The sequence below is a fragment of the Nonomuraea sp. NPDC049637 genome (assembly GCF_040675235.1).
Taxonomy (GTDB): Bacteria; Actinomycetota; Actinomycetes; order Streptosporangiales; family Streptosporangiaceae; genus Nonomuraea.
In genome coordinates this window covers 1-25,936 of record NZ_JBFAOM010000057.1, presented here as the reverse complement: position 1 = coordinate 25,936, position 25,936 = coordinate 1, and the positions used below count along the sequence as shown (strand labels likewise).

The 25,936-nt window shown below is 64.8% G+C and carries 24 protein-coding genes and 1 tRNA gene; 11 read left to right on the top strand and 14 right to left on the bottom strand.

The window, feature by feature from the left end; genetic code table 11:
- The first annotated feature begins 116 nt into the window (after positions 1–116).
- Genes AB0J71_RS43760 through mscL form a run of 3 tightly spaced genes read left to right on the top strand, consistent with a single transcriptional unit; the run spans position 117 to position 1,936 of the window.
- Complete coding sequence (locus AB0J71_RS43760; protein WP_364420101.1) at positions 117–926, top strand: S-methyl-5'-thioadenosine phosphorylase; 810 nt, start codon at positions 117–119, stop codon at positions 924–926.
- Positions 923–1,504: an RcpC/CpaB family pilus assembly protein gene (locus tag AB0J71_RS43755; protein WP_352326224.1), complete on the top strand. Its 582-nt coding sequence runs from the start codon at positions 923–925 to the stop codon at positions 1,502–1,504. Before AB0J71_RS43760 ends, AB0J71_RS43755 begins: the two co-directional genes overlap by 4 nt.
- Positions 1,505–1,537: 33 nt before the next feature.
- A complete protein-coding gene (mscL, locus tag AB0J71_RS43750) occupies positions 1,538–1,936 on the top strand; it encodes a large conductance mechanosensitive channel protein MscL (RefSeq protein ID WP_352326225.1) in 399 nt (132 codons plus the stop codon).
- Here mscL and AB0J71_RS43745 read toward each other — a convergent pair.
- The gene (locus tag AB0J71_RS43745) at positions 1,933–2,961 is read right to left on the bottom strand and encodes a D-alanyl-D-alanine carboxypeptidase family protein (RefSeq protein ID WP_352326226.1); all 1,029 of its coding nucleotides are present in this window, start codon (positions 2,959–2,961) and stop codon (positions 1,933–1,935) included. The two genes, mscL and AB0J71_RS43745, sit on opposite strands and share 4 nt — an antisense overlap.
- Positions 2,962–4,047: 1,086 nt before the next feature.
- Complete coding sequence (locus tag AB0J71_RS43740; protein ID WP_352326228.1) at positions 4,048–4,473, bottom strand: hypothetical protein; 426 nt, start codon at positions 4,471–4,473, stop codon at positions 4,048–4,050.
- A 192-nt stretch (positions 4,474–4,665) separates the two neighbouring features.
- Here AB0J71_RS43740 and AB0J71_RS43735 point away from each other — a divergent pair.
- The 4 genes from AB0J71_RS43735 to AB0J71_RS43720 all read left to right on the top strand — a co-directional run bounded on the left by AB0J71_RS43735 (position 4,666) and on the right by AB0J71_RS43720 (position 9,781).
- Positions 4,666–4,738, top strand: a tRNA-Arg gene (locus AB0J71_RS43735).
- Between the two features lie 690 nt (positions 4,739–5,428).
- A complete protein-coding gene (locus AB0J71_RS43730) occupies positions 5,429–7,324 on the top strand; it encodes a DUF2075 domain-containing protein (RefSeq protein ID WP_364420099.1) in 1,896 nt (631 codons plus the stop codon).
- A gap of 621 nt (positions 7,325–7,945) precedes the next feature.
- Positions 7,946–8,521 carry a dihydrofolate reductase family protein gene (locus AB0J71_RS43725; RefSeq protein ID WP_364420097.1) on the top strand — a complete coding sequence of 192 codons (576 nt, stop codon included), beginning with the start codon at positions 7,946–7,948 and terminating at the stop codon, positions 8,519–8,521.
- 186 nt (positions 8,522–8,707) lie between these two features.
- Entirely contained in the window at positions 8,708–9,781 is a 1,074-nt protein-coding gene (locus AB0J71_RS43720; protein WP_364420095.1) for a DUF3883 domain-containing protein, read from the top strand.
- 32 nt (positions 9,782–9,813) lie between these two features.
- On the opposite strand, the gene AB0J71_RS43715 is transcribed toward AB0J71_RS43720, so the two are convergent.
- Positions 9,814–10,830, bottom strand: a complete 1,017-nt coding sequence (locus tag AB0J71_RS43715; RefSeq protein WP_364420092.1) for an HNH endonuclease signature motif containing protein — start codon at positions 10,828–10,830, stop codon at positions 9,814–9,816.
- A gap of 31 nt (positions 10,831–10,861) precedes the next feature.
- Between AB0J71_RS43715 and AB0J71_RS43710 the strand changes: the two genes are divergently transcribed.
- The gene (locus AB0J71_RS43710) at positions 10,862–11,206 is read left to right on the top strand and encodes a nucleoside triphosphate pyrophosphohydrolase (protein WP_364420090.1); all 345 of its coding nucleotides are present in this window, start codon (positions 10,862–10,864) and stop codon (positions 11,204–11,206) included.
- Between the two features lie 123 nt (positions 11,207–11,329).
- Here the strand turns inward: AB0J71_RS43710 and AB0J71_RS43705 are convergent, their stop codons facing one another.
- The 3 genes from AB0J71_RS43705 to AB0J71_RS43695 form a co-directional block, all read right to left on the bottom strand.
- Positions 11,330–11,629: a hypothetical protein gene (locus AB0J71_RS43705; RefSeq protein WP_364420088.1), complete on the bottom strand. Its 300-nt coding sequence runs from the start codon at positions 11,627–11,629 to the stop codon at positions 11,330–11,332.
- Positions 11,630–11,633: 4 nt separating this feature from the next.
- Entirely contained in the window at positions 11,634–11,942 is a 309-nt protein-coding gene (locus AB0J71_RS43700; protein WP_364420086.1) for a hypothetical protein, read from the bottom strand.
- 277 nt (positions 11,943–12,219) lie between these two features.
- Complete coding sequence (locus AB0J71_RS43695; protein ID WP_364420084.1) at positions 12,220–14,145, bottom strand: DUF6571 family protein; 1,926 nt, start codon at positions 14,143–14,145, stop codon at positions 12,220–12,222.
- A gap of 361 nt (positions 14,146–14,506) precedes the next feature.
- Between AB0J71_RS43695 and AB0J71_RS43690 the strand changes: the two genes are divergently transcribed.
- The 3 genes from AB0J71_RS43690 to AB0J71_RS43680 are packed head-to-tail and all read left to right on the top strand — an operon-like array spanning position 14,507 to position 20,870.
- Entirely contained in the window at positions 14,507–16,375 is a 1,869-nt protein-coding gene (locus AB0J71_RS43690) for a DNA/RNA helicase domain-containing protein (protein ID WP_364420082.1), read from the top strand.
- 39 nt (positions 16,376–16,414) lie between these two features.
- Positions 16,415–20,062, top strand: a complete 3,648-nt coding sequence (locus tag AB0J71_RS43685; RefSeq protein ID WP_364420080.1) for an ADP-ribosylglycohydrolase family protein — start codon at positions 16,415–16,417, stop codon at positions 20,060–20,062.
- Positions 20,055–20,870, top strand: coding sequence for a PfkB family carbohydrate kinase (locus tag AB0J71_RS43680; protein ID WP_364420078.1), 816 nt, complete (start codon positions 20,055–20,057; stop codon positions 20,868–20,870). The genes AB0J71_RS43685 and AB0J71_RS43680 overlap by 8 nt, the downstream gene beginning before the upstream one ends.
- A gap of 129 nt (positions 20,871–20,999) precedes the next feature.
- On the opposite strand, the gene AB0J71_RS43675 is transcribed toward AB0J71_RS43680, so the two are convergent.
- The 8 genes from AB0J71_RS43675 to AB0J71_RS43640 all read right to left on the bottom strand — a co-directional run.
- On the bottom strand, positions 21,000–22,364 hold the full coding sequence (locus AB0J71_RS43675) for a tyrosine-type recombinase/integrase (RefSeq protein ID WP_364420076.1): 1,365 nt from the start codon (positions 22,362–22,364) through the stop codon (positions 21,000–21,002).
- A complete protein-coding gene (locus AB0J71_RS43670) occupies positions 22,361–22,552 on the bottom strand; it encodes a helix-turn-helix domain-containing protein (protein ID WP_364420074.1) in 192 nt (63 codons plus the stop codon). Before AB0J71_RS43670 ends, AB0J71_RS43675 begins: the two co-directional genes overlap by 4 nt.
- The gene (locus tag AB0J71_RS43665; RefSeq protein ID WP_364420072.1) at positions 22,549–23,880 is read right to left on the bottom strand and encodes a replication initiator; all 1,332 of its coding nucleotides are present in this window, start codon (positions 23,878–23,880) and stop codon (positions 22,549–22,551) included. Before AB0J71_RS43665 ends, AB0J71_RS43670 begins: the two co-directional genes overlap by 4 nt.
- Positions 23,881–24,001: 121 nt before the next feature.
- Positions 24,002–24,160, bottom strand: coding sequence for a hypothetical protein (locus AB0J71_RS43660; RefSeq protein WP_364420070.1), 159 nt, complete (start codon positions 24,158–24,160; stop codon positions 24,002–24,004).
- Positions 24,161–24,162: 2 nt separating this feature from the next.
- Positions 24,163–24,324, bottom strand: coding sequence for a hypothetical protein (locus tag AB0J71_RS43655; RefSeq protein ID WP_364420068.1), 162 nt, complete (start codon positions 24,322–24,324; stop codon positions 24,163–24,165).
- 9 nt (positions 24,325–24,333) lie between these two features.
- A complete protein-coding gene (locus AB0J71_RS43650) occupies positions 24,334–24,666 on the bottom strand; it encodes a hypothetical protein (protein ID WP_364420066.1) in 333 nt (110 codons plus the stop codon).
- Between the two features lie 13 nt (positions 24,667–24,679).
- Positions 24,680–25,372 (bottom strand): DUF2637 domain-containing protein, encoded by a 693-nt coding sequence (locus tag AB0J71_RS43645; protein WP_364420064.1) that lies wholly within the window; start codon positions 25,370–25,372, stop codon positions 24,680–24,682.
- A gap of 4 nt (positions 25,373–25,376) precedes the next feature.
- Positions 25,377–25,936 (bottom strand): FtsK/SpoIIIE domain-containing protein (locus AB0J71_RS43640; RefSeq protein WP_364420062.1); only part of this gene is annotated, 560 nt, incomplete at its 5' end.

Below are 25,936 nucleotides of genomic sequence, written 5' to 3'. Positions count from 1 at the left end.
CGTACTGGTGTGCGCACGCTCCGCGTTCGGGCGGGCGCGCGCACGCCGGCACGGTTATCCACAGAACGGCGTTCGGCCTTCTCGCACCCCTCGGCCGTCCGGCTACTCTCGGCGCCATGGTCACTCGCGCAGACATCGGCGTCCTCGGCGGCTCGGGCTTCTACTCCCTCCTCGACGACGCGGAGGAGATCGAGCTCTCCACCCCCTACGGGCCGCCCAGCGACGTCGTCACCGTCGGCCGCATCGGCTCGCGTTCGGTCGCGTTCATCCCCCGGCACGGCCGGGATCACCGCTTCCCTCCCCACCGCATCCCCTACCGCGCCAACCTGTGGGCGCTGCGCTCGCTCGGCGTGACCCAGGTGCTCGCCCCCAGCGCCGTCGGTTCACTCAAGGCCGAGTACGGCCCCGGCGCCATCGTCGTGCCCGACCAGATCGTCGACCGCACCTCGGGCCGGCCGCAGACGTACTACGACGTCTCGGGGGCCGTCCACGTCTCCTTCGCCGACCCCTACTGCCCGTCCGGCAGGGCCGCGGCCGTGGCCACCGCCCGCTCCACCGGCTGGGGCGACGTCGTCGACGGCGGCACGCTGGTGGTCATCGAGGGCCCCCGCTTCTCCAGCCGGGCCGAGTCCCAGTGGTTCGCCGCCAACGGGTGGTCGATCGTGGGCATGACCGGCTACCCCGAGTCCGTGCTGGCCCGCGAGCTGGCCCTGTGTTACACCTCGCTCTCCCTGGTGACCGACCACGACGCCGGGGTCGAGGCCGGCCAGGGCGTGACCCACGACGAGGTGCTGGAGTTCTTCGCCCGCAACGTCACCCGCATGCGCACGCTGATCGCCGAGACCGTCCGGGCGCTGCCCACCGACCGCACGTGCTCCTGCGGCTCGGCCCTCGACGGCATCAAGCTGCCCTTCGAGCTGCCGTGAGCAGGCAGCCGGCCTGGCTGCGGCCGTGGGCCCGGCGGCGTCGTCCGATCGCGGCGGCGCTGGCCGCGGTGGGCGTCCTGGCGGCCTATGTCGCTCTCCGTCCCGCCGCGGGCCCCGAGGTCCTCGTCGCCGCCCGCGACCTGGCGCCCGGCCCGCTGCGTCCCGGCGACCTCCGTCCGGCGCCGCTCGCCCACCCGCCCGACGGGGCCGTCCGGTCGTACGCGGCGGGCCGCTACCTCGCCGGCCCCATGCGCCGGGGCGAACCGCTGACCGACGCCCGCCTGCTCCATCCGGTGCCGCTGCCGCCCGGCACGGTCGCCGCCCCCGTGCGCATCGCCGACCCCGACGCCGTCGCCCTCATCTCCCCCGGCTCGACCGTCGGCGTCCTGGCGGCCTGGGAGGGCGGCCAGCCGGCCCGGCTCATCGCCGACGACGTCCGCGTGATCACCATCCCGCGTCCGGCCGACGACTCGCGTACCGGCGGCGCGCTGGTGGTGCTGGCGGCCACCCCGTACCAGGCGGCCCAGCTGGCGGGCGCCCAGACATCGGGCCGCCTCTCCATCACCTTCAAGAGTTAACTGAAAGTAATTGCTCGACTACGATTCTGGCCCATGAACGGATTCAAGAAGTTCCTCATGCAGGGCAACGTCCTGGACCTGGCCGTCGCGGTGGTCATCGGGGCGGCCTTCAACTCGATCGTGCAGTCGTTCGTCGCCGACCTGCTGACCCCACTGATCTCGGCCTTCGGCGGCCTGCCCGACTTCTCCTCGCTGAAGGTCACCGTCGGCGCGTCCCACTTCATGTACGGCAAGTTCGTCAACGCGGTGATCTCGTTCCTGATGATCGCAGCGGTGATCTACTTCCTGGTCGTCAAGCCGTACACGCATTTCAAGGAGCGCGCGGCGGCCCAGGTGGAGGCCAAGACCCGCGACTGCCCCGAATGCCTGTCGGAGATCCCGAAGGCCGCCTCCCGCTGCGCCTTCTGCAGCGCCGAGGTCGTGCCCGCCTAGAGCTGCGAGTCGATCTTCGGGTCGTACTCCCAGTGCCACGGCTCGAACGGGCTGCTGTAGGCCCAGGCGGGATGGAACCACCCATACCTCTTGGAGTTCTTCTCCATCCACACGAACTCCGTGGACCGGAACCGCTCCACGCCGCCGCACAGGTCCACAGCCAGCCCGAGACCGTGATTGCTCCGCCCCGGCACGGCCGCGAACCCCGGCCGCCGGTAGTAGACGGACTGCTGCTCGGCCAGGCTCCGGTAGGCGTCCGTCACGCAGATCGCCTTGCCGAACCGCCTCCGGTAGGCCTCGTTCAGGCTGACGAAGGCGATGGTGGCGTCCGCCCGCAGACTGAACCCCTTCTGCTGCAGCGGACAGAGCATGCTCTTCGGGATGAGGCCGTTGGGGTAGTTGTTGGCCGTGGCGGCCTGGAGGGGATTGCACCCCAGCGCCGCCCGCCCGACCTTGTCGATCTTGATGCCCAGCTTCACCAGCGCCGCGGTGAGCGACTTGACGATCTTGTCCGAACGTTGCCTGAGCGTGTCGATCTCGGCCGCCATCTGGGCCTCGGCCAGCAGGTTGCCCGCCCTCAGCTCCTGAGCCTCGGCGGCCAGCCGCTCGGCCTCCTTGTACAGGGTGCTGGTCTGCTCCACGGCCTGCTGCCGTACCCGGACCATCTCGGTCGAGTCCGAGAGCGCCCGCAGGGTGCCGACGCCGGCGTCCCCCGACAGGAACGGCACCACGCCGTCCGCCCCGACGGGCTGCTCGTAGAGCAGCTCCGCAAGCTGCGAGACCGGCTGCCGGATCACCGCGAGCCTGCGCTCCAAGTCCTGCAGCCCGTTCAGCTTGGTCTTGAGCTCCTTCTCGGACGCCGCGATCGTGGCACGCCGCTTCTCCAGCGCCTTGGTGGCGTCCTCAAGCTCCTTGGCCGACTTCTCGGCCTCCTTGCGCAGCTCCGCCAGATTGCTCGGATCCCGCCGCTCCACCTGGGTCCGCGCCTGCGCCTGAACCGCTGACGGCACGGAGAGAGAAGCCATCGCCATGACGACCGCGATCAGACCCGCTGATCGAGGGGATGGCACGTTCGACTCCTCCGTTTGCACACTCGTTACCCGGGTCAGGCACGCACGTTACTACAGCCCCCCGAGTGTCCGGACCGAACTCCGAAGAGCTGCTATGAGACAAAAAGCGCACTATGTACGGCTCCCCCTCCCCACCAGCGGCATCGCAGCCCTATGTCCCTCTCGCCCGCGAACGTGCGCCTTCGTGGACCTCTGTGTCGGGGTTCTGGCGGCCCGCGAGGCACTGTCGCTGCACAGCCGGGAGACGGCCGCGAGAGTGCGCACACTGGCCATACGGGTCAACGTCCCCTGCCCGTCATGCACCCTGCACCCCCATGCACCCGTCGCCCTGCATGCCCCCAGGCGTGCAACCGCCCTGGCCTTGCATGGCCCCATGCACGACTCCGCCCTGAGCTTCCTTGCGGCGGCTCTCCTCCGATGCCCCGTCCGCTACAGCACCCCTTCTCACCTCTCCGAGGCCTTCGGCGTCTTCTTGTCACGAGGCCCCGCGGCCGCTTACGAGGACCCGCGACGCCCCCTTTGCGGAACCCTCTTCGTCCGGGCTTCGGCGACTCGGCCTCCCTCAGGAACAGGGTTCACCGCTCCCTCGGGGCAAGGCCCTCCCGAGATCAACGCCGACAGCGTCCTCAGACCTCCGAGTCTGTCGCGGCCTGGCGGGCACGACGGGAGGTCATCCATCTGGCTGCGCCACCCGACTTGCAGTCTCTACATGATGCGCAACGTCGCCGGGCCCCTCATGACCTCCTCCCAGCCCTTCGCTCCAGAGCCTTCACCCCAGCCACGCAGTCACATGCAGGTCCGCCATCAAGAGCCACCGGAGTTGGCGCCCCTGCCTCAGCAGCGCAGTGCCCCCTGACCTCTGACCTCTGACCTCTGACCGGGAAATCTCGGCCGCAACCAACACCCGAGCCACTCCACCGCCTGAGTGCCCCGAGACAACCCCATCACAGGGAGAAGAGACACTGGTCTATCCCGCCAGCGGTCTGGGCGCCGCCACACCCCATGACCACACCCTCCGCAGCCAACGCCCCCTCGTCCACTTCACAAGCCCGACAACCAGCCATAGCGTGCATTCTGTGCCACCTCCTGCTCCCGCTCCCGGCACATGTCCCACAGCCAGGTGTCCTCCCACTCCCCCGCACACCCGGGCGAGGACCGCGAAGCCTCAGGCGCGTACGGCTCCTCCTCAACCACAGGATCCGGCTCCGGCGCGAGCGTGGGCACCGAAGAGCGCACCTCCACCGCCTCGGACACCTCGGAGACCTTCCGCACAGGCGCCGGAATCACCCCCTCGTACCGCCGATCAGGATGCGCAGGCGCGGGCACCCACACGGGCTCGAACGCCAACCGCACCGCCCTCCGCTCCTCCATCCCCACCGGCGCACCAACTCCCTCGAACCCACGCATCTCCCCCGCCAACAGCCCGCCGGCAAGAATCGCCGGCGCCAGCAACGCCCCGAACAACACAACGGGCCGCCTACGAGCTTGCGTGGATCGCCTCCTGGTCACAGGCAGAAGCTAGCCACGCACGAAGCGCAGGAATCCGACCGCTTGCCATGCCTTTACCGCAGCTCAGAGCACCCATAACCAACCTCACCAAACTGACCCCTGCCCGGCGGCCCACGCACTGCCCAACTTTCGCTAGGCTTACGAGAGTCCGCCTCCGTAGCTCAGGGGATAGAGCACCGCTCTCCTAAAGCGGGTGCCGCAGGTTCGAATCCTGCCGGGGGCACTCATCTCGACCAGGCAAATCAGCCTCTGACCTGCGGTTTCTCTACCGCGGGTCTTTTGTTTTCTTGACCCCTGATAGGTCGCCGAGGGCACCCGTATGCAGCCGTAGGACCTTGATCGCGGGAGATTTGCGGGATGATCTTGAGGGCGTAGCCCCAGCTCAGCAACGAATTCCGCCCTCTGACATCTACTGGACGCACAGCAGGTGACGTACGAGGTGCTCATCGTGGGGCGGATTACGAGCAGGCCGTCATCGGCATCGCCGTGGCGCTGCTCGGCAAGCTGACAGGCAGGGTCGGTCGGCCTACACCCCGGCTCGCAATCCTTCACCCCGGCGAGCACCGCTACCCCGGCTGAAGCAGCAGCAGATCAAGGACCGCATCAACTACTGCAGGACTTCAGCTACAGCGATCAGCACGCCCGGACGTCAAGCATCGCTCGCAGGGCCGCCTGCCCGCCACCGGGAACCGTAGCCCACGGCCGGCCGCGAACAGATGCCGCGACGAGCGTGGTGTTGGCACCACCAATCCTCACACCGTGAATCCGATTCTTCTATCGCAGGAAGCATTAGCTCTCTCCAGCGCTCGATCATCCACCTTGGGCATTTTTGTCCGTTTTGACAGGATAGATACGACACGTTATCAATGCCTATCTAAAGTCGGGAGAGGGCCATTGCGAAGGAGCAGCTTCCGTGGCATCACGATGTCTGTATCAGGCGACCGCTAGCGAACTCGACACTCTTATCTCGACAGACAGGCTTCTACCGAAGCTCAAGCGCGGCTACGACGATCTGATCGGCGGCGTGCTGAACCCACAGGAGGCTGAATCGTGGCGCAACAGTATTCCCACCGTCATTGATCTCCTGTTAGAAGAGGGTCTTGGGGACATCCAGGTTCTGATCGAGCTGAAGACTCCGATCAGCGACGTGCGGATGGACATGGTCCTGATCGGTTCCCACCCGCAAGACGGCCGGATGTCGCTGGTCGTCGTGGAGAACAAGCAGTGGCAGTGGGCCCGTCCCGGGCCGAGCCCAGAGCTGGTCTACTTGTCCAACTCAACGAACCCAAGGCCGTACACGCACCCCATCAGACAGGTGTGGGACTACCATCAAGTCCTCATCGATTACATCCCTCTGGTGCGAAACTCCGCGAAGGTTCATTGCCTGGTCAACATGCACAATGCTGTCAGCGAGAACTTGGCGGCTATCCGTCCTGCCCGTGTCGGTCTCGAATACGACTCCTCCTTGATTCGCATGTTCTGCTCCGATCATCGCGACTACTTCAAGCGTGCACTTCGTGACCTGCTCTCGCCTCACAAGGCGTCCCGCTACGCGCAGGAGTTTTTGGAAGCCCCGGTACTGCCGACCGAGAGCCTGATGACAGTGGTGAGCGAGAGCGTGTGCCGACGGTCGGTCTTCCCTCTGCTCGATGAGCAGAGGGACGCTTACGAGTGTGTCCAAGCAGCTGTGAACGCCAGCAAGCAAGGAGCTCCTAAAGAAGCCGTCCTGATCGTGGGTGGGCCGGGCACAGGAAAGAGCGTCATCGCCGTGGAGTTGCTGGGCTCCTTGAATCGACAGGGCATTCGTGCCGTTCACGCCACTGGCAGCAAGTCTTTTACTCTTACGTTGCGTGACAACGTCGAGAGGGTGGACCGGCGTGCCGCCCGCAGCTTCTCCTATTTCAACAGCTACACTCACGCCACTGCGCACAATGTTGATGTCCTGATCTGCGATGAAGCCCACCGGATACGTGAGACGTCGGACCGTCGCCGCAGCACATGGGACGGCGAGCACGATCGCCGTCAGGGCAAACCTCAAGTACAAGAGCTGATCGAGGCCGCCGCGGTTCCAGTGTTCCTCCTAGATGAACACCAACTCGTCCGCCCGGGCGAGGTGGGCTCCGTTCAGCTGATCCGCGATGCCGCAGCCAGCCTGGGAATCAAGGTTCAGCAGATCAATCTGCAGCACCAGTTTCGATGCGGCGGTTGTCCCGAGTACGTCATATGGGTGGAGCAACTGCTGGGGCTGGGATGGGAAGGCGGCCCGCAACCGTGGCAGCATCTGGAGTCCTTCGAGCTGTACGCGGCCCGTACTCCTGAGGCAATGGAGGAATTTCTGCGGGGCAAGCAGGCAGAGGGCCGCAGCGCTCGGATCGCCGCGGGCTTTTGCTGGCCGTGGAGTGACCCTCGCCCTGACGGGTCTCTGATCAAGGATGTCCGGATCGGCGATTGGCACCGGCCCTGGAACTCCCGGGCTGAGCGCGAGAGGAACGGCATACCTCCATCTAGCCTCTGGGCCACACATCCGGCTGGATTCGGCCAGATTGGATGCATCTATACCGCGCAGGGATTCGAATACGACTACGCTGGCGTCATATTCGGCGACGACCTGGTCTGGAGAGGACAGGCTTGGCAAGCCAACCGCCGAGCCAACCAGGACAGGGAGGTGCAGGGCGCTCCCCGGTTCGGCGAGCTGGTGCGCAACACCTACCGCGTGCTGGCGACCAGGGGCATGTCGGGCGCAGTTCTGTACTCGACCGACCCATCAACCAACCGCTTATTCTCGGAGCTCGGCATACCCATACTGTGACTCAGATGCTTCGCGTACCAGCGCGCCCGGCCAAACACGGAGCTACCACAGCCTCAATGTCACGTGCTAACCCAAGGTCGCCACGTGCTGATCAGCGCCCGCTCCAAAGCAGTGCCCAGATCTGGCTCGACGCCGAAGCAGCGTGTTCAGCAACAGACGTGCGGGCACCGCAGGCGTACCGATGACCCGCTCTGAGGCATCCGCTGCTTACTACGCACCGGCGTCGAGCTGCTTAGCAACCGACCACCAGACTGACCGCCGTGTTCGCCAACCGAGCTGCACGTCGAGTCGGGGCCACCTAGACGTCTACCAACGCATCATCGCCACCTAGCGCGACCAGGGTCGAGCCTGCTCGAATACCGGCTTGGCGAAGATCATCACCGTCATCAGCGCGGCGGTCCCGGCGACTGCGAGCGAGCTGGGCCTGCGCAACCTCGCCGACTAATTGCGAGATCACTACTCGAGGCCGGCGGGTTCAGACCACAACTACACACTCAGATCGGATCAGTCCGGAAAGTTTGAAAGAAGTCCGAGAGATGTGTCGGATCGGGGCGGTGGTGTTCGTAGCAGGAGTGAGGCCGCCACAAGTTGTACGTGGCCAAGGTCCCACAAGGAGACACCATGACTGCCATTTACACCTTCGACATCTTCTCCACGCTCGACGGCTTCGCCAACCACAACGGCGACTGGGGCGGCTACTGGGGCAAGCAAGGCCCCGAATTCCTCGCCTACCGAGCCGCTGCCTACCACGACCCGCTGCGCATGGTGCTGGGCGCCAAGACCTACACGTCCAACGCACCGTTCCTCAATACAGGCTTCGACCGAAGCCTGTACGACGAGTGGATCGCCCGCATGTTCGACTCCCCGGTCACGGTGCTCTCCAACCGGCTGACCAAGCCGCTGGAGTGGCAGGACACGACCATCGAGCTCGGCGATCCTGTCGAGGTGGTCAAGCGCCTCAAGGCCGAATCCGATGTGCCGCTGCGCTCCCACGGCAGTTTGACGCTAAACCGGGCACTGCTGAACGCCGGCCTGATCGACACCATCGAGGTGACGGTCTTCCCAGTGATCTCCGGGAAGACCGGTGTGGACCGAATCTTCGACGGCGCGGACGACTTCGACCTTGAGCTGCTCAGGGCCCGGACCTTCGATGGCCACACGCAGGTGCTGACCTATCGGCCAACCCGACACGGCTAATCGGAGACGGGCGGCGTCGAAACCCATCCCGGGCTCCTCATCCCCGCCGCATGCGTGGTGTGCCGCGCTGCGCTCCTGACGCCCACAAGACCGAAGACGAGGTAGCACAAAAACGCCCGGCACCAAGAGCACTAAGTTCAGCGGCCCAGCATGGTCCTATGGAGTCCAAGATCTAGCTGCGGCAGGATGGACGCCATGGTCGCGCACTGGTGGTCACAGCGGTCCGACGAGAACCTATTCATGGAGATCACGCGACGGGACGACATCAGCGGCGACCTCAAGGCGCCCCTCGCCGCAAGAGGCGGTGTGAGCACGCCAGGCTACGCGCTGGTCAGCGCGGTCCAGGCGAACAGCCTCATCATTCATTACGACAGTGCGGCAGAGCAGATTGTAGGCGTGAGCCGCGCGACAGGTGAGCGCTTCAACGAGCCGATCTGGTGGGTCGCACGTGGCTCCTACGCGAGAAGGGCCGGCGCCAAGCCTGGATGGCTTCCTGGCCTCGTCATTGCGCTGGCGGACTATCACCCTCTGACCGAGCCACTGCCCTTGGCGGTACTCCGTCAGCGCCGATTAGCCCTGTTCGCAGTCCGAGATGCCCTGCAGGCAGAGTTCCCAGGACAACGGCTCTACTTCCCGTGGATCCAGTACCAGGACTCCTTACGAACCTGGCAGACCTACCTCGCCAAGTGCCCGAAAGCAGTGCTTGACGTGCTTCCTGAGGTGAAGGAAGCCGTGGACGCACTCATCGGACAGCAGTCTCCTACGGTCCTCTCCCGGGATAGCGTCGAGGAGGCCGAACGTCAGGTCGTCGCCGCCGCTGGTCGCCCGCGAAAATCCCACAAGGGCCAAGGTTTCTCCGTGGACCAGCAGGTGAAGGTAGCGGTCGAGACTTACGCGATGAACGAGGCCCTTCTCCACTACAGCAGCCTCGGCAAGGTCACGGACACCTCTCGTACCGAGAGCTTTGACTATGTGGTCGAGATCGAAGGGGTCGCTTGGCATGTCGAGGTGAAGGGGACGACCGGCGACCCGCAGGAGATTCTCCTTACGCCGAACGAAGTCCAGCACGCCAAGGAGTACCCACACGTGGCCCTGTTCGTGCTCAGCAACATCACCGTTAGTCGCGACGACCAGGGTGAGATCGCTACGAGCGGGGGCGAATCCTCAATCTTCCGCCCCTGGTCCCTAGATCAAAGTCTGCTGTCGCCTATCGGGTACAAGTACCGGCTGTCTGGTATTGCCGAGGTATCGACGGACTGACGAGCGGATCGTGACGTGTGCCGCAACCATGTCTATGCGAGGTAGCCAGCTACAGGCGGCGTCCAGACCGCAGGTAGGAGCTCTGTCGCCCTTCGGTACGCATGCTTGAGAGTGTCATGCCGCTCGGCCACGGTGGCGCCGGTCTGGGCCATGAGCACTTCGCGAAGCGGATGACGTGATTCGATGAGGTCGTTGTTTCGTTGTTCGAGCCACGGCATCCACGTCTCGTGCGGAGCACGGCCGCCTTTGGCGCTGTTGCAGGACCAGCAGGCCAGGACGAGATTCCAGATGGCATCGACGTCGGGGCCACGCCAAAGACGAGTGAGCAGCTTCCAGGGCAGAACGTGCTCGACAATGGGTCCAGAGCCTGCGTTCTGCGTCATGAGCTCGTTGCAGTAGGCGCAGCGGCCATCCTGATATCCGTTGAGGGCGGCGACCACCCCGGTCACGCTTCGCCGACGCTGCTTGGACTGGAGGACCAGGGCCTGCTTGTCAGGGTCGTAAACAAGGGAGGGGCCCAGGACTCCGTCGGATATGCCAGTGGCCCACGCTGTCTCCACCAGCCGCCAACGGGCGACGGTTTCCGCGTCCAGGTCCTGAGCGTGCACCGATCGGGCGAGTTCGAGTAATTCGTCGCGCAACACGAGGCCGGGAGCGGTGAAGTTCTTGCGCTGATCCTCGTAATACCTGACCGGCGCCTGGTCGCCACCCAGCTTGGGGAACGCGTCGATGACATTGTTGAAGCCAAGCTGGACGGTTCGCCGGTGGAGCGTGTCACGGTCGAGCTCGCCGGCGTTGAAGGCGCGGCAGGCGTCCAGGAACTTACTTCGGGCCGAGGTTCCCTGTCGGGGCTGACGTTGAAGGGCCTCACACAGGAGTTCCGAGTACCGCGGTGCCAGTTCTTCGAGCGCGACGCGGTCACGGCCGGTGGCAGCGATCTCCAGCAGCGTCGCGCCGAAGGCGAACTTGTAGGTGGCCGAGTTGGCGCCGTACAACACGATGGCTCGCCATACGCTTTCACCGGTGACCACACCGCGGCGGAAGTCCATGTGAGCAGTATCGGCGAAGGGGGCGACAATTTTGGGCGAGGAACAGAGGATCGTCTACGGCAAGCTGGTCCGTGATCAGATCCCACAGGTCATCGAGGCCGATGGCGGGAAGGCCACGGTGCGTGTGCTTGACGAGTCCGAGGTGCTGCCCGCCTTGACGGCCAAGCTCGCTGAGGAGGCCGAGGAGCTGCGCCGTGCCGAACCGCATGATCGCCTGGAAGAGCTCGCCGATATCTACGAGGTTCTGATGGCCTTGACCGAAGCGCTTGGACACTCCGACGAGGAAGTCAAGGAGGCCGCACGTCACAAGCGCACCCAGCGAGGCGGCTTCAGACGCCGGCTCTGGCTGGACGAGGTGAGATCAGCCGAACGGTGATGCGAGGTAGATGGTGCTCAGCCGACTTCCGGTGCCTCCCAGGCCAGCGCCATCGATCCTCGACGAGGCCGCCCCGAGATGTCCCTCACGAGAAGGCCGAGGCCGGCAGCACTGCTGGACCGGTTACAGGTCGTACCGGCGGCTTATCTCCAGCGCCTGTTGCTCAGTGACCTCAACCGCGGTACGGGTAATCTGCCAGCGTAGATCGTTCAGGATGGTTTCACCCGCGTGCTGGACTCGCCCGTTGTGCCGATCGAGCTCTCCGTCGAAGGTCTTGGCGACCGGGCCCGTCCAGACCCTGCCAGTGTGGAAGTTCTTGGCAGGAGTGTTGAGCGCGTCCTGCATATCGTGAATCAACGGCTCTATCGTCTTCAGCGCGTTCTGCAGCGCCTCACGTAAGGGATTGGACACCATGTCGGGCATCGCTTCATCCCTCCTCTTTCTGAGACGGAGTGGGGGACGGCGAGTCGCCAACGAGGAGTCTCGGTGCTATCAGCTTCATGAAAGCCACCATGTCGGCGGCGTTGTCTCGCCCTTGAACGCCTTGCACGAGCTCGACTAGTAGGCGACCTTTCCCCATGACCATAATTGCCCCCACGCGACTCGTCTTATCGAAGTCCACCATGTAAGCGCCGTAGCCGCCCGGTACGATCTCAGGAAGCAGCTTCCCCCCGTCCTTGAGATATTCATCCACCTGGCCACGGACTCCACCGGAGTCGAGGATGACATGCAGCACTTGCTGTCGACTCTCTCCGCCGGACCTATATAACGCACAGTTTCCCCAACCCTCACCACCCTGCCACGGTTTGAGCGAGCCGTTCACGATCGGGTCACTCAAGCCGGTCATCAGCTTGGCAGCAGTTGCTGGAATATGCCCGCAAAGGTAGGGAGACGACGCGACCGACGGCAGTGGGGCCGTGTCGATCGCTGAAGGAGTCTCCTGGCACCCCGCTGTGAAGGTCAGTGCACACATGAGCAGGGCAGCCGCTCGCCCGACAGATGTCCTCATGCGACTAGAAGTCCGGGAAACCGTTGTCGAAAGCCTGGTCGAGGCTCTGCCCTACCTCAAGATCTACCCAGGGGTTATTCTCCGGGCGTCGTAACCATGCGTTATAGGCATTGTATGGTCGCTGATCTGATTTCATCATCTCTCCCAGCGTCTTCAGTGTTTTGCCGTCGTCCTCGACGAAATTGTTCGACGCGTTGCGAGGATCCGCACCGGGCGCTAAATCAGTCAATGACGCCCAGGGGTGCGATTTCGCCGGCGGATCCGAGGAGCCGAACATGCCATGGTTGAACATGGCCTGTACTCCAAGCTGACGAACCAGTTCGCGAGTTTGTCGAGACGTGAAGTTGGCGGACGACACAGCCTGCTTCTCCGCTGCGCCCTGGACACTGTCCTCAATCAGCCCTCCCCACGCGCCAACGACGCCCGCCGTGATTGGCCATGCTCCCGTCTGGGGGAAGGACAGACCCGTGTTGACGACCGCCATGAGGATCTTCATGTTGCGCTTCTGGGTCTCATCCAGTTCGCGCCCCTCCTCGATTTTTCCGATTCCAGCGGCGTGCACGAGCATCCCGAAGGCAGTTCCCGCCTCAGTCGCTGCAGTGATCAGGGTGCCCTTGTTGCGAGTCGCCGCGATGCGGGCGGCACCGTGATCGAACAGGGCACCGCTCCAGGCCGTCTGCGCCGCCATGACGACTCCGAACGCTTTGTCGTCCTTGGTGAAGACGTCCTTCATCACCGCGCTCAGTTCTTCACGGTCGAACTTCGCTCCCCATGGCTCCTTCCCGGGCATGCCTGGATGGTCTTCTTGATATACGCCAGGTTTGGCGAACTGCCCCGTCGCGGCCCGGTCGACATCAGGAATGTAGGCTGCCAGGATCCGTCCGATAGAGGCTGGAGCGACGAATGACTCCTGCGGTCTGCCGGCGTTGATCTGGTCGAATTCGAGATGTATGAGGGTTGAAGCCAGATCAGCCGATCGGTATCCGGACGACGGTTGCGCGGCCGACCCCGCGCGGTCCCGGAGGGACATCGTGGCCGCTTCCAACGCTTTGCCCACCGCCACGCCACCATCTCCCAAGGGAAGTGTGGTCGTGTAGTACTTCAGTCTGTCGTTGTCGGCGAAGAAGCCCTGAGCGGCCTCCGGATTTTTGCTCAACGCCTCCATCACGTCCGCCATCGGATGGCGTTCGACGCCGTGGTGCATCGCCTGCTTCCGCTCGGCGTCATCCAGCTTCCTGGCTACCTCCAGCAGGAAAGAGCTGTTGAAGGTCCCGTGTTTCAGTGCCGCGGCAATCCCCGCCTGGGTGGTGCGTGCGAGATTAGTCGTCAGGTCGTTACGCCACTGCGTGCTCAGCTGTGCGCTGGCACTACCTAGCACCTTGCCCAGGGCCCCTTGCAGCCGTTGAGGCTTCTTGCCCTGACGGTCGGTCCTGGCGAGGAGTCGCCGGACTCGCTCCGGGCCCATGGCGTTCATCAGTTTGAGCGCGAAACTCGCGTCTCCCGCATGCTTCTCCAGCTGGTCAAGCGTCTTGTCGTCGACTTCCTCAGCATCCGCCGCCCCGTTGAGGTACGCCGCCGCCGCATAAGCATCAGGGTCGTAGGAGACCTTCTTGTGTATCTCCTCGTCGAGCTCAATCAGTGCGCCCGCCCCCTTGGGTCCCCAGATTTCATTCACCGCCTGGATCGCATCGTTCCGACGACGAAGCTCAGGAGTTTTGGCGTGGATCCAGCTCCCCGCCTCCCGCATGGCGCCCAGTCCCGAGACGTCCAGCTCGAGCTTCTCCATGACACGCCGGACCAGCGGCTCGTTCCTCCGGAACAGGTCTCCGGCCCGGCCAAGCGCCTTCTCGAACTGATCCATCCATGATGGATTGATTCCGGAGTACCCATCGTCGAACGGCTTCGATGGTAGATCGGTCGGCTGGGTCATAAGCGTTTCCGAGATCTCGGGGGAACACGTTCGGACCGCCAATCAGCCTAGCCTCAGCCTGACATTTGTCTAAGGATCCCTGCAGTACCGATATGGCGAATGCCGTTTCCGACCAGGAGTACGCATGTCGGCCCACCTTCGGTTCAACCACTGGGCGGCGAGCACGCACACATGCAAGTCCTGTAGCTTCTGCCTGCGAGCAGGTAAAGGTCCGTCTATGATTCCGCCGACGTGACCTCCCCGCTACGCTTTCGGTGACCATGTGATGCGGCCCGACGGGCTTCCGCAGTCGTACGGCTTCGGCCGGAGCGGATAGGCCCCCACCCGCACGAGTTCAATCGTGCTGCCTGGGGGACAATCCGTGACGGCTCTGCGGCTGTCTGTCGACAACCTGCTCACCTCTCCGAACGAGGCCGTTCTGGCGGAAGCGATCGCTGAACACGTGCGGGCGAGCACGGGACGCCGCCCTTCCCCCTCCGAGTTCAGGTCCTGGCAGCGCAGCTTGCCGGTCCTCGCTCGCGACCTTGCCGACGCCGGGCTGCACAGGGTGGAGATGCTCGTGGAGTACAAGCTCCCCCTGACCAGCCGGCGTGTGGACGTGGTCCTCGCCGGCGTGCATCCGCGTACCGGCGAAGACTCCTATGTCGTCGTCGAGCTCAAGCAGTGGAGCCGTGCCGAGCCATCCGAGTCGGGCGAGCATCTGGTCATCGTGGAAGGCATGCCGGGCGGCGAGACGCTGCACCCGGCCGAGCAGGTACGCCGGTACTGCGAGTACATGTGCGACTTCCTCGGCGTGCTCAACGGCAAGCCGAATGCCGTGTATGGAGCCGCGTACCTGCACAACGCCATGGACCTGGACGTCGACGGCCTGTCGGAGCAGGTCCAGGACCAGCGCAGCCGACTGTTCACCAAGCAACGGCGCGGCGAGTTCCTTCGGTACCTGAGTGAGCGGCTGTCCGACAAGCCAGGTGCCGACGCCGCCGACCGACTCCTACGAAGCACAGTTGCTCCGAGCAAGCAGCTCATGACCTACGCTTCCCAAGAGATTCGCGAACGCGAGCAGTTCACGTTGCTGGACAAGCAGCAGGTCGCGTACGAGCTCGTCATGGGGGCTGTCGAGAAGGCACGACGGGCGGACTCCAAGCAGGTCGTCATCGTCACAGGTGGCCCAGGCAGCGGGAAGAGTGTCATCGCCCTGTCGTTGCTCGGCGAGCTGTACAGGCAAGGCCGCTCGGCCCTGCACGCCACCGGCTCGCAGTCCTTCACCAAGTCCATGCGCCGCTACCCCGGCCGCGGCAATTCCCGGATCAAGAACCTGTTCAAGTACTTCAACAGCTTCACCGACGCCGAGCAGAACGGTATGGACGTACTGATCTGCGATGAAGCCCATCGCATCCGTGAGACGTCCACCAACCGCTTCACCCCCGCCCCGAAGCGGACGGGACGCAGTCAGCTCGACGAGCTGCTGTCCGCGGCCCGGGTCCCGGTCTTTCTCCTTGACCAGCATCAGGTGGTACGGCCCGGCGAACTCGGCACAGTGCACAGCATCGAGAGCTACGCACGTGCCAAGGGGCACGACGTACGGCTCGTATCGCTTGATGAGCAGTTTCGATGCGGGGGCAGCCGGAAGTACGAGCAGTGGGTGCTCCGGCTGCTGGGCCTGGCCGACGGAGGGCCGCTGGAGTGGGACGGAGATCAGGACTTCGAGGTACAACTCGCTGAGTCACCGCAAGACCTTGAGGCCTACCTGAGCACCAAGACCGGAACCGCGCGCATGACCGCGGGCTATTGCTGGCGATGGAGCGACCCGCGCCCCGATGACACGCTCGTGAACGACGTCGTCATCGGCGACTGGGCACGGCCGTGGAACGTCAAGAACGACCGGGCTGTCGGCGACTACCCGCCGAGCGCGCTGTGGGCCAGCGAGCCGAACGGGTTCGGGCAGGTGGGCTGCGTCTATACCGCCCAGGGCTTCGAGTACGACTGGAACGGCGTCATCCTGGGACCGGACCTCACAGTCCGCGATGGGCAGCTGGCTACTGTGCGCGAGGAGAACAAGGACCCTGCATTCAGGAGCCGTAAATCCGTTCCTGATAGCGATTTCGACCAGCTTGTGCGTAACGTGTACAAAGTCCTACTTACAAGAGGTATGCGAGGAACGGTGATCTACGCGGTCGATCCCGAGCTGCGGAATCACCTCGCCGGCTTGATGCGCACTGCAAGGACTTAAGGCGCCTCGAGCTTATTGGCAAGAGCCGAGCCATGGCAGTTGTCGATCGCCATGGCTCCGGACAAACAGCACAACATTCTGTGGTTGCCTTACCACCTCGACCTACAAGGTGGAAGCGAACAACAACTCGGTGTAGAACCGATGACGACGGCTGCGCTTAACGCGATCTACGACACCCGGCAACCATCGCGAGTCGTCGCGAGCTCGTCATTGGGAGAACCACATGCGATGTACGCCCATGCAGGGCTGACAGTGCCGATCTTCAACGAGGGGCCAACCAGGTCCGTGGTGGCGCCTGATCGATCGCTGGATCTGTTCGCGAACCGCTTCGAGCTGACCCGGCACGTCGTCTCGCTCATCAACGAGGACCCTCCCGCTGAGCGGATCCTCTACCTGCACGGTTTGGGCGGCAACGGCAAGTCGTTGCTGCTTCGGCACCTGGAGACGCGTTGCTGCCTGCGTACGAACCAGTGGGAGACCGTCCGCAACGCCTCTGACGCCGAGCTGCTGGAGCAGCTGACTGAACAGGGCCAGCAGGTGCCGATGGCCAGGATCGACTTCGGAGCGCGACCTGCGGGAGAGAACCGCCCACAAGAGGCGTTCTCGGGACTGTTCATGCTCAAGCGCCAGCTCTCTCACTACGGGATCGCAACCCCGCGCTTCGACTTCGCCGCCATCACCTATCTCCACAAGCTCGGGTTCGACATCGCCCATCGGGTGCCCGAGCTGTTCCCCCGAGGCGAGATCAGCATCGCGATGGATCTCGCCGATGCCGTGCTCACGCTGCCCGTTCTGCGGGTGGGGCAGCAACTCTTCCAGCTGGTCAACTCGCGGATGGACAAAGTGTTCACCCGCAGGCGGATGCAGCGCCGAGTGCCGCAGGAGGACGCCGAGCAGATCCTCACACTGGTGCCCGAACCGGACCTCCTGCATGCGCTGCCCCGGCTGTTCGCCAAAGATCTGAACGACGCTGCCGGTGAGCATGCTCGGATCGTGCTGCTCTTCGACACCCACGAGGCGTTCTTTGGCGAGGCCATCGGCGATGCTGACAGCTTGATTCACGCGGACAAGCTGATGCGCGACGAGTGGCTGCGTTGCCTCCTGGGCCACCTCGATCTGGGAACCGGGATAGTCGCCATCGTGGCAGGCCGTACTCGCCCTCCGTGGTCAGCCGCTCCCGTCCTCCCGATCCCTGAGCGCTATATCGACCTCCGGCTGGTCGGGCATCTTACGAACGCCGACGCGAGCCAGTACCTCACCCTGGCGGGCATTGCCGATCGATCCATGCGCGCGGCCCTGGTGGAGTACGCCTCCACCGCGCCCGACGAAGTGCACCCCTACTTCCTGGGCCTGTGCGCCGATGTCGCACTGGCCGCAGGACCGCGTCTGACTCCCGGGGACTTCACCACTTTGGTGGACAAGGAACGCGATCTGGCGCACCGGCTGCTGCAGTGGACGCCGGCCGAGGCCGAGTACGGCATACTGGCGGTCAGCGCGTGCCGCGCCTTCACAGCCGAGACCTTTCGTCATCTGGGCCAGGCGCTCGACTTCCCCTGCGACCGCAGCGCGTTCAGCAGGCTGACGGCCTTCTCCTTCATCGCTCCGCTGCGCGGCGGTACGGCCAGTGGCTCCGGCGCGTACACGATGCACAACATCCTGCGCCGATCACTCCAGAACGTCCGCCCGTCGGAGGTCCGCAGAGCTCACGAGTTGCTGGCGCAGTACTACGGCGGGCGCAAGGAATTCACCGCCGAGTTGGATGCTGCTTACCACCTGAACCATCTGAACCCAGCGCAAGGCGTGGCTGCCTGGGTGGCGCTCATGGACCGCGGTTTGGCCACAGGCCGCTTCGACCAGTGCCGCGCTCTCGCGGGCCTGCTCGGCGAACTACGAATCGACCGCGACGAAGACAGAGGTCGTTGCCTGTATCGGGTGGCCCGCGCGTACCTCGGTCTGGGTCGCTGGAGCCAAGCGGAGAACCTCCTGAACGGCCTACCTCAACAGTCAGCACATGCTGAACTCGTACGTGCTGAGGTGGCGTTCTGCAGAGGCGACTTCGACCGCGCCGAGCACCTGGCGCGGACGGCGTTGGATCTCGCGGAAGGAGATGCCCGGGAAGGGTTCCTGTTCCGGCTGGCGGAGATCGAGCTGTATCAAGGACGCTTCGCCGACGGGCGTCGGCACGCCACCGAAGGCATGACCAACGCGACCGACCAGGCGCCCTGGCTGAAGTTGCTGGGCGAAATCGAGTACTTCTCCGGGAACGTTGACCGTGCGCATGCGCTCATCAACCAGGCCCTGCAGGACGTCGCTACCCGCCCCATCCAGGTGCAGGACCAGGCGTTGTACGCCGGCCTGCTGCAGGACGCCGCGCTCGTTGCCGAGGCCAACGGCGCCTGGGAAATAGCGCTGACCAGCCAGAACAAGGCACTCGCCATCCGCAAGGCGTCTGAAGACGTCCGCGGGATCGCCCAGTCTCTCCACGGGCTTGGCAAGGCCCAATGCGGGCTCGGTCTGCTGAAGGAGGCTGTTCACACCTTGTCCGAAGCTGGCCGCATCGCTCGGGATCTCGGCGACGGCTTGCTGGCGGCGAAGGTCACCCACAGTGAAGCCGACGCACGCCAGGCCAACGGCGATCACGCCGGTGCATGGCGACTGACTCATCAGGCGCTGACGGAGTTCGAGCACCACGGCACTCCCTATGACGTGGCGTCCGCGTGCCTCTCGATCGCGCGGCTCGCGGGTGGTCGGGAGCGGGTTCGCTTTGCCGACCGTGGACGGCGTGCCATTGCCCAAGGTGGATTTGGTGTCCTGAACCGGTTGTTCCCTGAGCAGGCCGTCCCCTCTGCGGACCGGATCCACAATGGGCTCATCGGTTTTTGCTGTGGTGACGCACTCGGAGTGCCGTGGGAGGGAAAGCCTCCTCAGGACATTGCGCTCACAGACACGCTGAGCGCGCGCGAGCAGTGGCCGACTGGCAGTACCTCGGACGACACCGAACAACTCATCCTGCTCGCGGCAGATCTGATCGACAACGGAGGCACGGAACAGACCTTCTTGACCGCCCTCGCCAGGGCACTGCCAACCATGCGCGGCGCCGGCCCCACCACTCGACGAGCAGTAGCTCGGTTCGAGGCGACCGGATCGCTCGCTGCCGATGGAGGCGCGACCAATGGCGCCATGATGCGCGTACTTCCACTCGGTTGGGCCCTGCCCGCAACCGCGACCGAACGCCGCCGCGAACTGGTCGTGCGCATGACCAAGACCACCCATGCCGACGTGAAGGCCATCGCCACCGCCTGCGCGGTGGCCGCGATGGGCTCATGGGCGCTTGAGACATGTGCCCCCGAAGAACTGATCGCTACCGCCAACGAGGAACTCGATCACTTCGGCGTTCCCCGCACCGAAGGATGGGCTCTCAGCACCACCGGAGTATCTCTGGACGTCATGGACACATTGGGAGCGGTCCTGCACGTGCTCAGCCGTCACCAGAACCCGGTCGACGCCATGCGGTATGCGGTCAGCCTTGGCGGTGACACTGACACCGTGGCTGCAATCGTCGGAGGCATCCTGAGCTGCCGCCAAGACACCGTGAACATCCCCTGGGCTCCGCAAGTCGTTCTCCCCGCATCCTTGTACACGATTGCGCGCGGACTGAGAGCAATGCGACAGGCGACGTATGCCTGACTTCTGGATCATCGGCCCCATAGCCTGGGACCTCGCCCTATACGTCGACCGCATCCCTGCAAGTGGCAACTTCGTCCAAGCCACGGAGAGCGTCGAGCGTCCGGGTGGAACCGGCGCGAATGTCGCCACCGCATTAAGCCATGCCGGCGGATGCGTCCACATGGTCGGCTACGTGGGTGCCGACGCCGCAGGACGGAACATGACCGAAGCGCTGGCCACGGCCGGCGTAGACGTTGACTACGTTCAGGTCCTACCCGGCCGTACGTCTTCTGTGGTTCTGCTCATCGAACCCGATGGTGAGCGCACGATCATTGGCATCCATCCTGACCTGCTGCACACCGTCACAATCCCAGTCGCAGCGGTGGCACCAGGTGACGTGGTCTACTTCGCCGCCTGGCACGACGCCTTCGTTCCTGCCGCGCAAGCCATGGCCGCCGCTGGAGCACTGGTTACCGGCGTTCCACCAGGGACAATCCCGGCCATGAAGTATCTGATCGGGTCCAAGAATGACTTCACCACCATTCCCGGAAGAACGACCGCCATCGTGACCGAAGGCGCCGAGGGCGTCACTGTCCATGCGGAAGGCCGAAGCGATCACTTCCCTGCCCTTCCGACAGATGCGGTCGACGCGACGGGGGCTGGGGATGCCTTCGCCGCCGGCCTGCTCTGGGAGATCGGCAAGGGACAGTCCCTCGTCGACGGTGTGCAGCTCGGGCTTGCCTGGGCGGCTGCCGCTGTCCAAGCAAAATCCTCCATGCCCGCCAGAACGCAGCCGCGCCGGCCGGGGAGCAGGGACCCGAAGGCATAGGACCCACCTGGCAACGCCCGTGCTCCCCCGGCCGATGTTGAGCGCCCGAGGTCTCCAGCGACATCAACGTGAAGCACGATGTAAAAACGGCCCCGGAGAGATCCGGGGCCGAGAGTGGATGGGCGTCGACTAATCGCTCAAGGCATCGTTGATCTTGTTGTTGATCTGCTCTTGCTGGCCGTCCATGCACTTGGCATAGACCCGGAGCAGGACGTCCACACTGTGTCCGGCGCGCTTGGCGACTTCGACGGCCGGGACCCCGGCATTCAGCCAGAGCGAGACCGCCGCGTGGCGGAGGTCATACGGGCGAGCAGCTAGCGACGAGGCGATCTGTTCCGGAGTGAGCGCAAGCTTGCGGGCTTCCTGCCAGACATAGGAGTGCGCGGAGCTGGAGTAGGTGCCGCCGGTGCCTGTTGCGAAGATCCTGCCGTCCTCGGCAGTGCCATAGTCGGCGACATGCTCGCGGAGCATGGCGACCAGCACGGGCGGAATGGGGATCTCCCGCGTCTCCTTGTCCGCACGGTGCTTCAGGCTGCGTGGCTCGTGGGTTTCACCCGAGTTGGTCCAGCGCTTCGTCCCTTGGGGGCGCGCCTTCTCCAGGACGATGAGACCCCAGCCCGACTCCGGCAGAGTGCAGTTCTTCAGCCGTAGGTCGGCTGCCTCTTCCGGTCGGAGGGCGGCGTAGTAGATACATGCGAACAATGCCTTGAGTCGCTGACCGCGTTTGCGCCCGACCTTGGGAACGGCGTCGAGAAGCTGCCGTGCTTGGACCGGGTTGACCACCGTACGAGGATCGACGGCCGTCACAGCCTTGGGCACAGTCCACTTGATCCCGTCCAGCGGGTTACTGCTGAAGGCTTTCTGCTCCACCGCGTGTTCCAGCAGGTGGTGCAGTATGGCGCGCTTACGTCGCACCGTATTGGCGCCTGCGGGTGTACCAGCGAAGGTGACCGAGATGGATGCGAGGGCCGTACGGAGGATGTGAGCCTCTCCCAGGGCTGTCAGCGGAAGAGAAGCCCTTTCCAGCCAGCTCAGCGCTGCGGCTTGTGCCGAGGTCAGTGTCACTCGCCGCTTCTCCGGAAGCAGCGCATGGACTCTGAGCACCTCCCGCAGGTCCCCATCAGAGGGACGGCGCGGCACGTCCGCCACCAAGGCAGGGATCAGCGACAAGAGCGCGTAAGCATCCGTCTCTCGGGTACGCTCCGCGGACGTGCTCCACCGGCGGAGAACGTACTCCTGGGCGAACTCCAGAAAGGTCGGTCCGCGGGATTCCGGGGCCAGCATCGACACCGGCAGCCCCGTGGCGACGTCGAACTCCTCCCCCGTCTTGGCCGCCTGCCGAAGATCGGATATGAAGGCGTTGGCCAATCCCTTGGTCCGAAAGCTCTTGGACTTCTCCTTGCCGGCAACCCTCCAGCGCGCGACGTACACCGGCGTACCGCGGTTGGAGCGCTGCTGGATCTGGCTGAACTTGACGTCGTAGGTGGTGTTCACGCAGCCTCCCGTCGAGAGTTGAGCCAGGCGATGAGGTCGCTCCGCCACACGCGGAGTTCGAGGTTGGGCAGCTGGACGCAGACCGGCGCGCGGCCGAGCTCACGCCAGCGGTAGAAGGTGCGACGGGAGACTCCGCCGAGTTCGGCGAGAACCTGAGGAACGGTCAGCAGCTCGTCGCTTCTGCTCATCGAGGATCACCGCTGATCGTTGGAAGTCGGACGCCGGTGAGGGCCGCGGCGAGGAACTGTTCTCCTATGGAGAGCCCTTGTCCGGCGTACTGCCAGTGAGCGACGACAAGGACGGTGTCCTCCTTGAACAGGGGAAGGCGCCCAGTGGAGAAATCTTCAGTGCGCATGTGCTCTTCGCGGGCGGCGCGGAGCTCGCCGAGGGTGGTGGAGTAGCGGCGGCTCTTGGTCGAGAAGTGGCCGCGGAAACCGAGCATGTGAGCCCAGTGAGTGAGCCGGAGCTCGGCCAGGCTGGGCTGGCTGCCCAGGCGCATGCATGCGCCGATCAGACGTCGGGCGTGATCACGGATGGGCAGCGCGTCGAGGTTGTCCAAGGGTTGAATGCGCCGATCCAGAGTGCCGGTGCATTCGGCGGCCTTGGTGGCGTACTTGGCGACGTAGCCGGCGACGGCCTGTTCGGTGAGGTCGCCGTCCATGGTGATGCAACGGATGTCGAGTTGCGTGCCCCATCGGAAGGTCCGCTCCAGAGTCTTGATCTGAGCGGTCACCGCCGTGGCTGCGTGGTCGACGGCATCGGTCAGAGCCTCAGTCGTGGCCCATGGTGGTGGGGGCGAGTTCGGACCGTCGGGTCCGTCGAGGCGGATGACGGCGTGAAAGTGGACGACGCCGCGGCGCTGGTACTCGGCGACCTTGGCGAAGGCGATGCCGGCGTGCTCGCGCAGCGCCTTGACGGTCAGGCCGTTGAGCCGGGCGAAGCGGCGACGCAGGGCGAGGGTGAACCGGCGCCACAGCTCCGGGCTGATGGCATTGAACAGGACCGAACCGTCGTAGTCGTAGCACTCAGGGCACAGCGGCTCCCCTAGCTGGGGATCGTCCGCGCTGTGGTGATCGGTGCACGACATCGCCCGCCCGTGCGGGCAGGTCTGAGCGTCGCGACGAGGGTGGCAGGGCAGGACCTTGCCGTTCTTCTCCCGCCGCGCATGAACGACTCCGAAGGACGGTGCGGTGAGCGTGACGAACAGGCACGGATGCGAGCTGACCGTCTCTGGTACGCCCTTGCCACCGACGAGACCGGCACGAACGAGTTGGTAGGTGTCGGCACGGTAGACCTCCGCGCAGGCAGGGCAGCGGGAAGCGCGGCGGGTCTTGCACGGCACGCGAAGGATGCCGTTGGGCTCGATGCTGGTGCTGTAGCGATGCAGAAGGTGTCCGGTTGCTTGGTCGTAGTGTTCGACCTTGCCCCGCAGGTGAATGGGTTGACGACAGCCGCCGGTGCGCTTGATCTGGCAAGCCCAGCGGTCGTAGTCGGGGTCATGGAGACGGGAGATCATCCCGGCTATGGCGTGTGGGTGGTGCAAGATGGATCCGTCCTATCCGGATGTGCTCTGGGTGGGATGGCCCCTCACCTGGCGCGGAACTTGGCGGTTGTGTGGCCAGGTGAGGGGATCTCGGCTATTCGCCGTGGTTGTCGATGCCGATGCCGTGGCAGTCGCGGCAGGTTGCGCGGTCTCCGTCGAGACCGGAGCCATTGCAGGTGCAGCAACAGCCATGGGCGAACGGAACGGCGGCGAGAATTTCGGGCCAGCCGGCCCAAGGCTCTTCGGGGTTCATCGTCAGCAGCCCTTGCGTGGCGTGATCGTGAGATAGAGGCGGTAGCGCCGCGGATGGTTTCGGTCAGGGAAGGCTCGCGACATGGACGTGACGGTGAAGTGCTGACGTAGGCCGATCATGCCGAGGGTGAGTTCGGCGCGGTTGCCTTCGAGGCGGATGCGCATGTGTTTCTCCTAGGTGTTGTCGGTCTGTATGCAGTCGCGGTAGCTGTGCACGGCGGCGTGGCGAATGCGGGCAGCGGCGAGGATGGCGATGAACTCGTAGCGGACCGGCCCGAAGTCGATGCAGGTCATGTAGTGGCCATGGAGCACGTTGTCGGGGTCGATCTCCGTACCGAGCAGCGCGGCGACCTGGTCCACCTCAGCGCACATCTGGTCGTCAGGGCCGCTGCTGGGAAAGGCGCGGATGATGACGGGTGCCATGGAGATCGGTATCTGGGAGTTGGCCTTGAGGAAGCCCGCCATGGCGATGAGTCCGGCGATAAGGGCGTCTCTGTCGTTCTGCATGACGATTTGCCTTTCAAGTGACTTCTGAGATGGTTCGCAGGTTGCGGAGTAGATCGGAAGCAAGCTGGTCGGAGACGCCCAGGCGAGCGCGAAGAACGTCGCGGGTGATGGGCTTGCCATGCCTCGCGTGATGTTCATCAGCCACGCGGCGGGCGTAGTCGATCAGAGCTGGGGACGGTCCTGGTCTGTCGTCCTGGTCGTCCTCGGGCGGGACGAGTGCTGGACGATCACCAGCCGGTACGGCCGGCGTTTCGGCGGGGCGAGGACGCGGCGGGACGTCGATCGGGCACACTTTGAAGGCTTCTGGGGACGGATCAGGACGGGGGCAGGAGGTGCGGCGTTCAAGCATCGAGACCGCGACGAGGAATGCCGCCGCCGGAGTCGCCGCGGTGATCCACCCCCAGACGGTTGGGTCGGCTTGTTCGAGGTTGGCCGCCAGGGACAGGACGACGCCTCCAGACAGGACAAGGACGGGCCAGGAGACCAGTCCGCGTCGCTGACGGCCGGCCTTCTTGTCACGCTGGCGTTCACGGGCGGCCATGACACAGGTGAGGTCGACGCAGACGGCGATCGCCCAGGCCATCCAGCCCGACTGTCCGTGATCAATGGCGGTCTCGCGGATGTGGGTGAAGGACCCGGCTCCGGCGATGAAGGCCAGGACGAGGACAGGGCCGGTGTCGAGCAGCCAGCGGGCGAGGCAGCGCATCGGTTCAAGCCTTTCGCGGGTCCGGGATGGACTCGAGGAGCTCGGCGAGGTCGGCGTCGGTCATCGGCGAGGGATGACCGGAGATGACGTTCTCCCAGGGCGGCGTTCGGTCGGCGTATGTGGTGGCGGCATGTTCAGCGGCCTGTTCACTGACGTAGAAGGAGCGGGCCCGATACCACTGGCCGTCCTGGGAAGCGACGATCGCGACGCCCGGCGTCTCGGCGGGGATGGCCCGCGCCGAGGCGAGGGCAGCGGGGTCGAGGTCGCCAAGGGTCATGGTGGCGGTCTCGGGATCGTTGACCCGGTGGCAGATCCGCCCTGAGCACTGAGCACGAAGAGCGGTGACCCCAGGACCTAGGTCGGAGCCGATCCGTTGACCACAGCAGAACAGGTAGATCCCGAACGCCCGCCCGAGCTGCGCGACCCTGAGCAGCGCGGTCGAGGTCTTCGCGATCTCGTCCTTCTCGCTCTTGTCGGCCATGAGGTACAGCTCGGCCAACTCGTCGACCAGGACAACGATGGGCACAGGCCGTTGCTCGTCCACCAACTGCCAGATGTTGCGAG

Excerpts from the sequence above, each read along its gene's own strand:
- AB0J71_RS43760 (WP_364420101.1), top strand. The coding sequence starts at position 117 with ATGGTCACTCGCGCAGACATCGGCGTCCTCGGCGGCTCGGGCTTCTAC.
- mscL (WP_352326225.1), top strand. The coding sequence starts at position 1,538 with ATGAACGGATTCAAGAAGTTCCTCATGCAGGGCAACGTCCTGGACCTG.
- AB0J71_RS43745 (WP_352326226.1), bottom strand. The coding sequence starts at position 2,961 with ATGGCTTCTCTCTCCGTGCCGTCAGCGGTTCAGGCGCAGGCGCGGACC.
- AB0J71_RS43725 (WP_364420097.1), top strand. The coding sequence starts at position 7,946 with ATGACTGCCATTTACACCTTCGACATCTTCTCCACGCTCGACGGCTTC.
- AB0J71_RS43720 (WP_364420095.1), top strand. The coding sequence starts at position 8,708 with ATGGACGCCATGGTCGCGCACTGGTGGTCACAGCGGTCCGACGAGAAC.
- AB0J71_RS43715 (WP_364420092.1), bottom strand. The coding sequence starts at position 10,830 with ATGGACTTCCGCCGCGGTGTGGTCACCGGTGAAAGCGTATGGCGAGCC.
- AB0J71_RS43705 (WP_364420088.1), bottom strand. The coding sequence starts at position 11,629 with ATGCCCGACATGGTGTCCAATCCCTTACGTGAGGCGCTGCAGAACGCG.
- AB0J71_RS43695 (WP_364420084.1), bottom strand. The coding sequence starts at position 14,145 with ATGACCCAGCCGACCGATCTACCATCGAAGCCGTTCGACGATGGGTAC.
- AB0J71_RS43680 (WP_364420078.1), top strand. The coding sequence starts at position 20,055 with ATGCCTGACTTCTGGATCATCGGCCCCATAGCCTGGGACCTCGCCCTA.
- AB0J71_RS43670 (WP_364420074.1), bottom strand. The coding sequence starts at position 22,552 with ATGAGCAGAAGCGACGAGCTGCTGACCGTTCCTCAGGTTCTCGCCGAA.
- AB0J71_RS43665 (WP_364420072.1), bottom strand. The coding sequence starts at position 23,880 with ATGATCTCCCGTCTCCATGACCCCGACTACGACCGCTGGGCTTGCCAG.
- AB0J71_RS43660 (WP_364420070.1), bottom strand. The coding sequence starts at position 24,160 with ATGAACCCCGAAGAGCCTTGGGCCGGCTGGCCCGAAATTCTCGCCGCC.
- AB0J71_RS43655 (WP_364420068.1), bottom strand. The coding sequence starts at position 24,324 with ATGCGCATCCGCCTCGAAGGCAACCGCGCCGAACTCACCCTCGGCATG.
- AB0J71_RS43650 (WP_364420066.1), bottom strand. The coding sequence starts at position 24,666 with ATGCAGAACGACAGAGACGCCCTTATCGCCGGACTCATCGCCATGGCG.
- AB0J71_RS43645 (WP_364420064.1), bottom strand. The coding sequence starts at position 25,372 with ATGCGCTGCCTCGCCCGCTGGCTGCTCGACACCGGCCCTGTCCTCGTC.